This window comes from Faecalibacterium prausnitzii, assembly GCF_003287495.1.
Classification (GTDB): domain Bacteria; phylum Bacillota; class Clostridia; order Oscillospirales; family Ruminococcaceae; genus Faecalibacterium; species Faecalibacterium prausnitzii_I.
Genome location: NZ_PRLE01000004.1, coordinates 43,382 through 54,966 on the forward strand (window position 1 = coordinate 43,382; position 11,585 = coordinate 54,966).

The 11,585-nt window shown below is 61.4% G+C and carries 12 protein-coding genes and 2 tRNA genes; 6 read left to right on the forward strand and 8 right to left on the reverse strand.

Features of this window, described 5'->3' with window-relative positions; translation table 11 throughout:
* Positions 1-17 precede the first annotated feature (17 nt).
* Positions 18-497 carry a hypothetical protein gene (locus C4N22_RS08095; RefSeq protein WP_112148597.1) on the forward strand — a complete coding sequence of 160 codons (480 nt, stop codon included), beginning with the start codon at positions 18-20 and terminating at the stop codon, positions 495-497.
* 301 nt (positions 498-798) lie between these two features.
* Positions 799-1,098 (forward strand): DUF6465 family protein, encoded by a 300-nt coding sequence (locus C4N22_RS08100; protein ID WP_112116030.1) that lies wholly within the window; start codon positions 799-801, stop codon positions 1,096-1,098.
* Between the two features lie 116 nt (positions 1,099-1,214).
* On the opposite strand, the gene C4N22_RS08105 is transcribed toward C4N22_RS08100, so the two are convergent.
* From C4N22_RS08105 to C4N22_RS08115, 3 genes are read right to left on the reverse strand one after another with little or no spacing between them, the layout of a single operon-like run.
* Positions 1,215-2,711, reverse strand: coding sequence for a carboxypeptidase M32 (locus C4N22_RS08105; protein ID WP_112148745.1), 1,497 nt, complete (start codon positions 2,709-2,711; stop codon positions 1,215-1,217).
* A gap of 12 nt (positions 2,712-2,723) precedes the next feature.
* Positions 2,724-3,383, reverse strand: a complete 660-nt coding sequence (locus tag C4N22_RS08110; RefSeq protein WP_112148598.1) for a metallophosphoesterase family protein — start codon at positions 3,381-3,383, stop codon at positions 2,724-2,726.
* A 32-nt stretch (positions 3,384-3,415) separates the two neighbouring features.
* A complete protein-coding gene (locus C4N22_RS08115; RefSeq protein ID WP_112148599.1) occupies positions 3,416-5,341 on the reverse strand; it encodes a BMP family ABC transporter substrate-binding protein in 1,926 nt (641 codons plus the stop codon).
* Between the two features lie 196 nt (positions 5,342-5,537).
* Here C4N22_RS08115 and C4N22_RS08120 point away from each other — a divergent pair, with 196 nt between their 5' ends.
* The 4 genes from C4N22_RS08120 (at position 5,538) to C4N22_RS08135 (ending at position 6,969) form a co-directional block, all read left to right on the forward strand.
* Entirely contained in the window at positions 5,538-6,101 is a 564-nt protein-coding gene (locus tag C4N22_RS08120; protein WP_112148600.1) for a DUF1643 domain-containing protein, read from the forward strand.
* A gap of 24 nt (positions 6,102-6,125) precedes the next feature.
* Complete coding sequence (locus C4N22_RS08125; protein ID WP_112148601.1) at positions 6,126-6,662, forward strand: phosphatase PAP2 family protein; 537 nt, start codon at positions 6,126-6,128, stop codon at positions 6,660-6,662.
* Positions 6,663-6,810: 148 nt separating this feature from the next.
* A tRNA-Arg gene (locus tag C4N22_RS08130) sits at positions 6,811-6,884 on the forward strand.
* An 8-nt stretch (positions 6,885-6,892) separates the two neighbouring features.
* A tRNA-His gene (locus C4N22_RS08135) sits at positions 6,893-6,969 on the forward strand.
* A gap of 501 nt (positions 6,970-7,470) precedes the next feature.
* Here C4N22_RS08135 and C4N22_RS08140 read toward each other — a convergent pair.
* From C4N22_RS08140 to C4N22_RS08160, 5 genes are read right to left on the reverse strand one after another with little or no spacing between them, the layout of a single operon-like run.
* On the reverse strand, positions 7,471-8,796 hold the full coding sequence (locus C4N22_RS08140) for a cell envelope biogenesis protein TolA (protein WP_112148602.1): 1,326 nt from the start codon (positions 8,794-8,796) through the stop codon (positions 7,471-7,473).
* Positions 8,797-8,812: 16 nt separating this feature from the next.
* Entirely contained in the window at positions 8,813-9,001 is a 189-nt protein-coding gene (locus C4N22_RS08145; RefSeq protein WP_022256659.1) for a hypothetical protein, read from the reverse strand.
* 3 nt (positions 9,002-9,004) lie between these two features.
* Positions 9,005-10,888, reverse strand: a complete 1,884-nt coding sequence (locus C4N22_RS08150) for a hypothetical protein (RefSeq protein WP_112148603.1) — start codon at positions 10,886-10,888, stop codon at positions 9,005-9,007.
* A 17-nt stretch (positions 10,889-10,905) separates the two neighbouring features.
* Positions 10,906-11,289, reverse strand: a complete 384-nt coding sequence (locus C4N22_RS08155) for a hypothetical protein (protein WP_112148604.1) — start codon at positions 11,287-11,289, stop codon at positions 10,906-10,908.
* Positions 11,290-11,299: 10 nt separating this feature from the next.
* Entirely contained in the window at positions 11,300-11,506 is a 207-nt protein-coding gene (locus C4N22_RS08160; RefSeq protein ID WP_022256662.1) for a hypothetical protein, read from the reverse strand.
* Between the last annotated feature and the right edge of the window lie 79 nt (positions 11,507-11,585).

The following is an 11,585-nucleotide window of genomic DNA, read 5'->3' on the forward strand; positions in this document are numbered from 1 at the left end:
TCAAAAGGAGAAACACTATGGAACCCATTCTTTCTGCCCCTTGCACCCCGGCACAGCGTCAGCGGGATGTGCTGCTGGGGGCCCTTGTGGGGCTTGCCCGCTCCACGGTCAACGAGCCCAAGACCGAAGACACTGACCGCATCCTTGCCGCCGGGCTGCGGCAGGCGGCGAACGCCGACGCTGCCGAGGAAGCATTGGCCCGGATGACCCGGATCGTGGAGACCGAAAAGCACCGCGTGGCCCCCAACTGCGCCACCTGCACGATGCGCTGCGGCAACACCGATAATTACGATTTGGCCCGGTTGTGGACGGCCCCGGAAAACATCCGCGCCCTCAAGCTGCGGATGCTGCGTTGTGTGTTCCAGCTGGCGCAGGGCCGCCCGGATGCCGCCGCCCAGGAAGTGATCGACCAGGACCTGTTTGTGCTGGCCGAGGACTGGGACGAAGACCTGCTCCTGCCCGTGGTCCAGCGGGCGGAGGCACTCTGCGGCCGATAAACTTTCCTGTAACCGCCCCGGTGTTTTGCTGCCGCGATCCGCCGGGGCGGTACTGTTTTTTTCGCCCGTTTCAGCCCTTATTTTCAGCCGTAAGGGCGTAATTTCTGCAAAAATGAGTTTGCCGGGCCGTTTCTTTGCGAAATTGGACCGGATTTTTGAAAAAACGCTTTACAAATGACGCACAAAATTTTATTATATAAGCAAGTGTTTCCAAAAAAGATTGGAACATCGCACCTAAGTTTTCCGGAGTCATCCAAACCGTTCCCACGAACATGCATTTTTACGAAAGAAGGTAGAAGATATGTCCGAGAAAAAGACTGCTGTCCCTGCAGCACCGGCTGCTGAAGTGCCCGCCTCGGAACCGAAGACCCGCAAAGCTTCCGGCACCCCTGCGCGCCGCGGCCGTCCTCCCCTTACTCCTGAGGTCTATGTGGAGTACGGCGGAAACCAGTACAACATCACCGATGTGGTCGAGCGCGCCAAGGCCGATTACCGCACCACCCACAAAGTGGGCGTCCAGTCCTGCAAGGTTTACGTCAAACCCGAAGAGGGCGCTGCTTACTACGTCATCAACAAAGTTTCCGGCAAACTGGAGCTGTAATTTTCCCTGCGATGACTCCTCTCATACTCCCCCAGCCCCAAGAAAACAGGAAACAAAAAAGACTGCCGCAGAAAGGTCATTCCCTCTGCCGCAGTCTTTTTTGTTATTTCCGGGTGTTACAGGCCGTACAGCTCACTGAATTTCCGGGTCAGGTAGTCGGTGTAGTAGTGCGGGTCAAAGGTGCCGCAGGCGTTCTTGACCACATCCGCCGGGACATACAGCCCGCCGTACTGGTGCACTTTCTCGTGCAGCCAGGCTGTGATGGGGGCCAGCTCGCCCTTTGCGATGCTGTCCTCCACATCCACGTCCTGCTCCATGTTGTGGAGCATCTGGGCACCGTAGGCGTTGCCCAGCGCGTAGGAGGGAAAGTAGCCGAACGCGCCGCCGGACCAGTGGCTGTCCTGCAGGCAGCCGTCCCGGTCGTTGGGGACGTCGATGCCGAGATATTCTTTGTAGAGCTTCGCCCATTCCGCCGGGACATCCGTGGCTTCCAGCGTGCCGCCGATGAGCTGCTTTTCGATCTCATACCGCACCATGACGTGCAGGCAGTAGGTCAGCTCGTCGGACTCGGTGCGGACGAGGCTGGGCTGGGCCTTGTTGACCGCCCGGTAGAACTGCTCGGCGCTCACGCCGCCCAGCTGCTCCGGGAAGAATTGCTGCACCGTGGGGTAGATGGCCTCGATGAAGCCCCGGGAGCGGCCCACCAGATTTTCATAGAAGCGGGACTGGCTCTCGTGCACGCCCATGGAGACGCCGCCTGCCAGGCAGGTATACTGCAAGTCGTCCCGGATGCCCAGTTCATACAGAGCATGGCCGCCCTCGTGCAGGACAGAGTACATGGAGGACGCCACATTGCGGGTGTCGTAGTTCGTGGTAATGCGGACGTCCTTGTTGTTGAATTCCAGCGTGAACGGATGCTCCGTCTCGCCCAGGCCGCAGTGGCCCCGGTCCAGCCCCATGACCTGCATCAGATCATCCGCAAAGGCTTTCTGCTTGTCCACCGGATAATAGTTGTGCAGGAAGCTGTCGTCGATCTGGGGCTTCCGGGCAATCTTCTGCAGCAGCGGCACAATGGTCTGGCGCAGAGTGGCAAAAAATTCGTCCAGCATTTTGGTATCCACGCCCCGCTCGTACTCGTTCAGGAGGGCATCATAGGGGGCTCTGGTGCTGTCGTAATAGGCGGCAAATTTGCGGTTATACTCTACCAGCTCCTGCAGCAGGGGGCAGAACATTGCAAAGTCATCTTTTTCTTTTGCCTTGTGCCAGACATCTCCCGCTTTGTTCACCAGCTCACTGTAGGCGATATACTCTTCGGCAGGGATGCGGGTCAGCTGGTCACAGCGGCGGCGCAGCTCCTCCACCTCGCGGCGGTGGAGAAGATCCAGCTCGTCCTTTTGGCGGTCCAGCTCATCCAGCAGGGCTCGGGTCTCGGGGCAGATCATGAGCTGCTGCTCCTCGCCTGCCAGCACACCCAGCGCCACACCCCGGCCCTCTGAGGTGTTCTTCGGGGCCACGGTGTCGGCATCCAGGTTCATGGCCGAACAGGCGTAGTGGATGGCGTAGAGCTTTTTCTGCAGCTGTTCCAGCTGCTGCAACGCATGTTGTTTTTCCATGGGATTCATACCTCAATTCTCGGTCGTAAAGGCCGGATTTTTCCAAAAGAATTTTTGCCGGGCGGTCGGGTCCGGATCGGGGATCTCAAACAGGTACCGCTCTGTGGCGTTGATGACCGTCGTCCGGCCATGGGTGCAGACGCGGGGGAGTTTGGCGTCGTAGCTCAGGTGCACATGCCCGTGCACGAACCACTTGGGCTGGTAATCTTCCAGCAGGCCGTTGAACGTCTCAAACCCCATGTGGGCCTTGTCGCCGCCGTCGTTCAGGCCTTTGGCCGGGGCGTGGGTCAGCAGCAGGTCGATGCCGCCCGCCCGGTGGGCCTTGAACCAGAGTTTTCGGGCACGGCGCCGCATCTCTTTTTCGGTGTACTGGTAGGTGTCCTCCCGGTTATACCGGATGCACCCGCCCAGCCCCATGATGCGGAGCCCTTTCCAGATATAAACTTCATCGTCCACGCAGATGCAGCCGCCGGGCTCATCGCCCTTATAGCTGCCATCGTGGTTGCCGTGAACATACAAAATGGGGGCTGCGGTAAAGTTGGTCAGATACTCCAAATATTTCTTGGGCAGATCCCCGCAGGAGAGGATGATGTCCACGCCTGCCAGCTTCTCCCGGGTGCAGTAATCCCACAACGCTTTGGAGGGGACATCGGAAATTGCAAGTATTTTCACGTTTCGCACTGCTCCATTCCGTTCTTCTTTTTTTACCGCGGCATGTCCTTGTAGCGGTCCAGCCCGTTGACTTCCAGCAGGAACCGGCTCTTGACATTCAGCTCTTCGTACCGGGGCATCTCGCCCTCCACGCACTCGTCCAGCCAGTCCATCTTCATCAGCTCCTGAGGAGTGTAAATGCCGGTGGCAGCGCCCTGCTTGCGGTGGCCCTGGGCGTACTCCTCGCTGGGGAACACCTGCACATCGTCCTTTGCGATCTGCTTTTCCACCAGCCGCAGCAGCTGCATGGTGCCGCTGTTCTGCCCGGCGCTGTAGCTGATCTGCTCCGCGCCGCTCCTCATGCCCCACCAGTAGTTGATGGCGCGGCCGTTGGCGCTGTTCCAGGTGCCGTCGAACACCGAGCGGACGATCTCGATGAAGAACGTGTCCCACCGCCATTCCGGCAGGCCGATGGGCTGCAAAATGCCGTCCGGCAGACGGCGGCAGAGGCCGTAGTCCCGGTGGGTGCCCTCCGGCTCCCGGTCATCCCGGGCATAGAAGACTTCAATGTCTTTCCGGTCCGAGAAATCCAGCGGATGGGCCGGGTCCGGCAGGCAGGCCCAGCGGAGGACCACTCTGCCCTCTGGCCGGACGCTCCTGAGCCCCTGTACAAAGGCATTGATGGCCGCCGGCACGCCGTAGACCGGGTTTGCCGCCACATAGCCCACATGGTCGGAGCGGGAGGTGATGCCCGCCAGCATTCCCAGCAGATACGTTACCTCATAGGTGCGGGGGTAATAGGTGCGCACCAGCGGGTGGGGCGCGTTGAGGGAACAGTTCAAAAACCGGGTGCCGGGGTGCTGCGCCGCCACTTTCAGGCAGGCGGGGTGCATCCGGGCGCTGGTGGTAAACACGATGTCGGCATTGTCATGGGCCACATCTTCCAGCACCTGCTCCGCATCCACCTCCGGGTTGACGTTTTCCCGGCAGCTGACACGCACCCGGCCCGGGAACGCCTTGAGCAGCGCGTCCCGGCCCTTATCCTGACCCCGCACCCAGGCACTGGTCTGGGCGTTGTGCTCGTGCAGGAGCACCACCCGCAGCTCACTGGGCCGCGGGCTGAAAATATTCAGCTTGCTGAGCAGCGGTTCCGCGCCCTGCTTGGTGGCGGGCTCCAGCTGCAGCTCCACCGCCTGCGGCCGGGTCAGGATCTTGATCTCATCCCAGAGCTTGGAGAGGTTCTCCCGCACCTGGGCAGGGGTGGATTCAATGGCGTCGGAGTAGCGGTAAACCGCCAGGTACACCAGCAGCGCATCGCCGGGCGTCAGCCCAAGGGCCGAGCCGCCCAGTGCATAGAACTGCTGGCTGAACATGGTGTAAAGGGAAGCGAAATTCAGCCGGTCGTCGTCTGTCCAGCTCTCGCCCGTAGCCTTGCAGGCCAGCGTCTGCAATTTGGCATAGCCGCCCAGCCGGGAGAAATGGACATAGTTGATCTTGGAGAGCTTGTAAAAATCCAGGAACTCATAGTAGATCTTGTTTTCCAGCGTCTCGTTCCGCTCCGGCACCAGCCGGGTCACGGTGCCGGGGATCTTGACCGCCTCATAGTACTTGAGCACCGAGACCCGCTTGTTGCCCTCTTCCACATAGAATTTGTTCAGGTATTCGTAGGCCGTAACGGGATACCGGATGCCTTCTTCCAGATGGGCGTCGCAGAGGTTGGACCACTTGCGGGCAAACTCGCTGTCGGCTTCCAGGATCGGCATGAAATTGGGGGCAAAGGCCGTGTGGCGGCCCGCCGTTTTGGTGCCCACAATGCTCTCGGCCGGGATGTCCACCAGCCCCAGCGGCTCCTGTGCCACAATGTTGACACCTCTTAAAATATCGTCCAGTACCGCCAGGTAGGGCGACTGACCGCGTGCCTGCGCGGCACGGGTAGCGCGCTGACCCGCGCGCAGGGCGTTTCTGTAATCTTCCAGCATCGGCAGGACTCCTTTTCAAAAACGAGTTCCAATTATTTCTTCTGAGAAACGGGGCGCTGCAGTCTGCCCGCGCTGCCCCGGGTACAGTATACCATGAAATTCCGCTTTGTGGAACTTTTCTCCGGCAAAGGTGTTGAATTCTTGCAAAATTTCAGGTACGATAGGAGAAACGATCGAAGTAAAGAGGTACCAGTATATGAATACACAGCAGCTGCCCAGACTGGAAGCAGGCGAATATCCCGGCGGGGTCTGGTATTACGAGCCCCATACTTACCAGCCCTACCGTTTTGTGCTGGGCCGGGTGGGCCGCCACCCGCTGGTCTGCATCGGCATCAACCCCAGCACCGCCCAGCCCGGCGCGCTGGACCCCACCCTGAAAAGCGTGGAGCGGCTGGCCGCCGCCAACGGGTTCGACAGCTGGATCATGTTCAACGTTTACCCCCAGCGTGCCACCGACCCCAACGATATGGACAAGACCCCGGACCGCGCCCTCTGTGACGAAAATCTGCTCTGGCTGCGGGCGGTACTGGCCGAGACGGAACCCACCATGTGGGCCGCCTGGGGCACCCTGATCGAAAAGCGGGATTACCTGCCCGGCCTGATGCGGGAGATGGTGGCCCTGACCCGGGAGCGGGACATTCCGTGGGTCACGTTCGGCAAGCGGAGCAAAAAGGGCCACCCGCACCACCCGCTCTACCTGCGCAAGGATTCCACACCCGAGCCTTTTGATGTGGAAAACTATCTGGATACCTGTTTCTGATTTCTTTTTCGGGAGGGATGTTCCATGACCCCGGAACAATACCGTAAAATACGCGATGGGCTGGATGCCCGGCCCACCCTGCGCCAGCTGGTCCTCTTCTGCAACCATTGGCTTCCGGCCGTGCCGTTCGTCTGCTACCCGGTGCTGCTGGTCATCTTGAATGTGCAGTGGTTCGCCCTGCTGCGGGTGGGCTCTGCCGCCGCCCTTGATTTTATGCAGCAGATTGCCCGGGCCATTCTCGTGCCGGGCATCACGTTCTGGTTCGGCACGGCCCTGCGGGCCCGGCTGAACCGCCCCCGCCCCTATGAGCAGCCCGGATTTGTGCCGCTGGTGGCCAAGGAGACCAAAGGCCACTCGTTCCCCTCCCGCCACGCGCTGAGTGCCGCCGTGCTGGCCATGACCTGGCTCCGCTTTTTCCCGGCCGTGGGCGTCGCTATGGTCATCATCACCCTGCTCATCTGTGCACTGCGGGTACTGGTAGGAGTGCACTCGGTGCCGGACGTTCTCTTTGGCGCTGCCCTGGGCTTCGGGCTGGGGGCTGTGGGCATGTGGCTGTTGTAAGTTCCCGGCCCTGCGAAACGCGGAAAAAGAAAAAACGGGAATTTTCAAATTTGTTCTTGACAGGGTCCCCCGAGTATGGTATTATACTTCTCGCAGCGTGTGCCGACACACACTGCCGCCATACAGGAACCCAATGGGATAACAACGTGCGCCCGTAGCTCAGGTGGATAGAGCAACTGCCTTCTAAGCAGTGGGCCGGGGGTTCGAGTCCCTTCGGGCGCATTGATATGGTGCCCATAGCGTAGTCGGTTAACGCGCCAGATTGTGGATCTGGAGACCGTGGGTTCGAGTCCCACTGGGCACCCCACCAAAAAATCCGCTGTTGCTTTTGCAACGGCGGATTTTTTCTTTCAGTCCAGTGGGACTCGAACAGGGCGGCGGCTGCAAGCCGCAACTAACAGCCCAGTGCAACGACGACGACCACTGCCTGCGGCAGAAACAGGGAGGAGTTGTTGGGGCCGCGTTCTGATTTTTCAAAGCCTCGCCAAGAGGCTGTGGAAAAATCAGCAAACGCAACCCGTCGCTGTTGGTTAGTCCGCGGGTCCTAGACCCGTAGGAATGTCTACCGTGGCAGTACCAGGTGCCCAGTGGGACTCGAGATAAAATGCATCTAAAATCTGCGGCAGCGCCGCAAATCGAAAAATCCCCAAAATCGGAATAGCGTCTGTGCGCAGGCACACCGCCCGATTCTGGGGATTTTTCTACTTCATTGGGGTTATTAGGGGCGAGCAGCCCCTGATTCGTGCCCGCGCCTCGAAAAAGCGGTGCTTTTCTGGTACTCTTTTGGCACGCAAAAGAGTACAAACATTCAGCTGTTCAACTGCTTCATGATACTCTTCACTTCCTCACTCGAGTACCCCTCTTTCAGCAGCTCGTTCCGGATCGCACTGTCGCTCCGCCCCTGGCTGCGCAGGCGCGCCGCGCTGTAAGGCACCAGCGTCCCGCTGGAAACACCGCTCTTCCCGGCCGTCAGCCCGCTGCCGGAAAGACCGCTCTCCGCCTTGGCGCTGGCATTCGTACTAGCCTGCCGGGCACTCTGGGCCGCTTTCGACTGCTTGAGCGCCCACTCGCCCTTGGCAATGTTCAGCTTCTCCGAGGCAAGATCGTTGCGGAACTGCTGCTGGCGCATCGTATCCTGATACTCCCGTTCGGCCAGCTCGTTTTTATATTGCTGCTGGGTCAGGCTGTCCTGCCGCTGCAGCTCCTTCATCTGCTGCTCCCAGGCGGTATCGGCCCGGCTGTCCGCATAGGCCCGCTCACTGGCCGCCCGGTTATAGCGGCTGTTGGCCAGATTGCCCGCCAGCGTGCCCAGGCCCGTGGTGCCCGTGATGGCCAGCTGGACCACATCGCCCAGGAAGCCCAGCACTTTCATGGTGCGGTTGAATTTTTCCTGCTTCCGGCTGGCGGCCTGCTGCTCCTGCGCCGCATAGTAGCCATACAGGGTGTCCAGCCGATTCAGGTAATCCTGATACTGCCCGTAGTCCTGCGCATAGGCCGCGTTGTAGGCGTCGCCTTTCTGCTGCAATTGGGTGTAATAATCGGCCAGCTCATTGTTGTAGAGGTTCTGGTCGTTCTGTTCCCGGGCACCCAGCTGGTCCAGCTTGGTCACCAGCTCCTCGCCGCCGCCCGTGTAGGTATCCAGCGCCAGCCGATATAATGTTGGGATGGCCTCACTCAGGGCCCCGATCTGCTGCTGGTAGGCCTGCTGTGCCACGCTGGCCGCATAGCTGGAGCCATAGCCGCCCGTCAGGGCTGCCGCCTGCGCGGCGGCATCGGCGCTGGCGTTGGCTGCGTTCTGGGTGTACAGCTGGGCGTACTGGCGGTAGAGCGGGTCCTGTGCGTAACTGTACCGGAAACTGTCCCGCCCCAGCAGGGCATCCATCAGCTCGTCCATCTTGTCCTGATAAGCGCTCTGGTACTGCCCCGGGCGGTTCTGCTGCCACTGCTTCAGGTCATTGGCCGCGTCCGTCACGTTCTGGGAGGGCCGGTACTCCGCCCCGGCCAGGGCGTTCTGCACGTCGGAGCGGCTGTTCAGGTCTGCCGTGCTGTAACCGCTCTGCGGGGCAGCCGCCTGCCGCGCCGCCTCGGCCGTTTTTTGCGCCTGTGCAAGCTGCTCTTCTTTCTTTTTGCTCATCTGTTCTGATCCTTTCTTAGGGGAGCTTCTGCAGCCGGGTGCGCAGCTCTTCGGAGAGATTCTCCGTATCCAGGTTGCTCAGCACATACTGCAATTGCTCCTGCATCTGGTACAGGTAATTCCGCAGGGCCCGGGCGTCGTCCGGGTCCATGTTCTCGCTCAATCTGGGCAGGCCGATCTTTCCCAGCCCCGTGATGCTTGCCATCGTTCAGCCCTCCTTTCTGGCGGCAAAGATGCCGCCCTGTGCTTTTGCCATCGTCTTTGCCAGGCCGCGCAGGGTGATCTGCCCCGCTCCTTCCAGACGCAGCCGGAGCGTGCCGCACCGCCGGGGCACAAAGGGCAGGTCGATGCTCTGCTGCTTCGCCTCCACGGTCTTTTCCGCCAGCTTCTCCCAGGGGCCGCCGTCGTAGCTGACGCTCACTTCCAGTCGGCTGGGCACTTCGGCGTCCAGCCGCAGGGTCAGCCGGGAGAGATACTGCTCCTCCGGCGCGTCCATCCCGATGTCCCCGGTGGTCAGCGCAAAGGGGATGCTCTCCTCCACGCCGTCCGTGTTCTGTCCGTCCGGCTCCCGGCTTGGGTCGGCGGCCCAGAGGGCCTGCCCGTCCCACAGGTAGAGCTGCCCGCCCGTACCGGCCATCTCCTCCGCGCGGAGGTCTTCCTCCTGCCACAGCCCCCGCTCCGTGTCATACACCAGCAGCCGGGCCGTGTTTTCTTCCCCGCTGCCGCGGGAGAGACAGAGGTAATACCGCCCGTCCAGCGCTCCGCCCAGCGCCCGCTGCACGTTGGAGAGCCGGGCGGCATCCAGCGCCGTGGACACCTTGGTGGGCAGGCTGCCATCCCAGGCCATCACCCCGTCTGCCGAGAGATAATAAAGCGTCTCGTTCAGCACACAGAGGCTGCGGCCCGCATTCCGGGCCACGCCCCGGCAGCGCAGAGAGCTGAGCTGAAAATCCGAGGGCTTGGAGCCATAGAGCTTGTGGAGGGCATTTTCCTTGAAGAACAGTGCGTACCCCATGCAGGTGGCCGCCCCGGTAAAGGGGCCGTCGCTGCCCACGGTCACGGCATAGCTGTCCGCCGCAATGCCACGGTAGGAGAACCAGTTGGTCGGGTCGCCCAGCTTGCAGGCGTAGATGACGTTTTCTTTGCTGGAGCAGCCCCACACCCGGTTGTCGCACTCGGTCACAAAATCAAGGTCGGGGATTTTCCGCTCCACCTGCACCGGGCCCTCCACGGTGTACACGGCCACCTCGCTGCCATCAATGCTGGTCCATTTGGCGGTGGTGCCGTTCTGGGCAAATTTCCCGTAGAAATGCGCCCCGCCCGGCGTTGCTTTCACCCGCAGCCAGCCCTCCTGCACCTCGTAGACGATGCGGTCCCCGTCCAGTTCCTCAAACTGGCCGCCCTGCTTTGCGGCGGTGCCCTGCACCGTCACGGTATCCCAGGCCCGGAACCCTTTCCCGATGCCCCCCGCCGTGACGCGGCAGTAGTCCAGCGGGATGGCCGACCAGTTGCCAGACACCGCGCTGTAAATTTCCAGCGTGCTGTCGCTGCTCCACGGGCGGCGGATGTCCTCCACTTTCAGGAACAGTGCTCCGTCCGCCGGGTGTTCCGGCTCGGTCCGGCCATATTCCTCCGCTTCGTAGGTCCTGCCCTCGGCGTCGCAGGGGGCAAACTCCACCTGTTCCCCGCTCCACGCGGCCCCCAGCGGCTGGAGGGTCCGCTCTGCCGTGTCAAAGGCTGCTTTGTCCGGGAAGATCAGAATTTTTGTCCCGATGCCCACCAGCGTTTTTTTGCTGTCCGCCACGGCGTTTTCCAGCGTCACCGCCGCAGCACCCGCTTCGTCGGGCGTGTAGATCAGATCTTTTCCGCAGACGGTCAGCAGCCCGTTGAGGTGATACATCCCGTTCAGGTTTTCCACCTCTCGCAGCTTCCTGCGGGGCGTCCGGGTGCTCAGGGCCGGGAAATTCCGGGCCGAAAAATTGATGCCCGCGCTGTACTCCGCCTCCGAGCAGGCGTAGGTCTCGTTCAGCCCGCCAAAGGCCCGCAGGAGGGTACGGCTGTTCTGGATGCCGCTTCGGTTTGCCAATGTCACAGGTACTGTCCCTCCTTTCACCAGCGCCACCGCGCCCCGGCCCGGGGCGGGTACCGCTGCCTCAGCCAGACGGCCAGCTCTGCGGCCAGCGCGTTATATTGGGACTGCTCCCCGGCATAGCGGGCCGTCTCGCCCAGAGCGGCGTCGATCCTGGCACAGAGGTAGTGCGGGTAGAGGGCATCAAAAGGGGCCGGGGCCAGCAGTTCAGCGTCCTCCGCCAATTGATCGTTCCCTGCCCGGTCCGCGCCCACGGCATCGTAACTGCCTGCCGGGCAGTTTTTAAAAAATTTCTCCCGCAGCATCCCGTCCAGCTCCACCAGCCAGCGCTGCCGGGTGCGGGCGGTGATCCGGCACCCCGGGCGGAGCTCCTCGGCCCGGGCCAGTGCTTCTCCAACGGTCATGGCTCCCTCCTCAAGTGTCACTCATCTCCGCCGCTGCAATGCGGGCGGCGGTGCGCTCGTCCTGCTGCTGGCTGTGCTCCAGCACCTCGGCCACCTCCGGCGGCACCTCCACTTCCACGCCCCGGCGGATCTTATAGTTCACGCCGTTGACGCTCACAAACAGGTCTCCCTTGTAACGGCTGTTGTCCTTGAACAGCCGGATCCGAACATTTTCCATCTTCCATCCTTTCTGCCCTCTGTCACAGGGCCCGCACTTTTGTGCATTTTCAAAACTTTCGCGGTCTGGTGCCGTGGCC

Excerpts from the sequence above, each read along its gene's own strand:
- C4N22_RS08095 (WP_112148597.1), top strand. The coding sequence starts at position 18 with ATGGAACCCATTCTTTCTGCCCCTTGCACCCCGGCACAGCGTCAGCGG.
- C4N22_RS08155 (WP_112148604.1), bottom strand. The coding sequence starts at position 11,289 with ATGACCGTTGGAGAAGCACTGGCCCGGGCCGAGGAGCTCCGCCCGGGG.
- C4N22_RS08120 (WP_112148600.1), top strand. The coding sequence starts at position 5,538 with ATGAATACACAGCAGCTGCCCAGACTGGAAGCAGGCGAATATCCCGGC.
- C4N22_RS08105 (WP_112148745.1), bottom strand. The coding sequence starts at position 2,711 with ATGGAAAAACAACATGCGTTGCAGCAGCTGGAACAGCTGCAGAAAAAG.
- C4N22_RS08100 (WP_112116030.1), top strand. The coding sequence starts at position 799 with ATGTCCGAGAAAAAGACTGCTGTCCCTGCAGCACCGGCTGCTGAAGTG.
- C4N22_RS08140 (WP_112148602.1), bottom strand. The coding sequence starts at position 8,796 with ATGAGCAAAAAGAAAGAAGAGCAGCTTGCACAGGCGCAAAAAACGGCC.
- C4N22_RS08115 (WP_112148599.1), bottom strand. The coding sequence starts at position 5,341 with ATGCTGGAAGATTACAGAAACGCCCTGCGCGCGGGTCAGCGCGCTACC.
- C4N22_RS08145 (WP_022256659.1), bottom strand. The coding sequence starts at position 9,001 with ATGGCAAGCATCACGGGGCTGGGAAAGATCGGCCTGCCCAGATTGAGC.
- C4N22_RS08160 (WP_022256662.1), bottom strand. The coding sequence starts at position 11,506 with ATGGAAAATGTTCGGATCCGGCTGTTCAAGGACAACAGCCGTTACAAG.
- C4N22_RS08125 (WP_112148601.1), top strand. The coding sequence starts at position 6,126 with ATGACCCCGGAACAATACCGTAAAATACGCGATGGGCTGGATGCCCGG.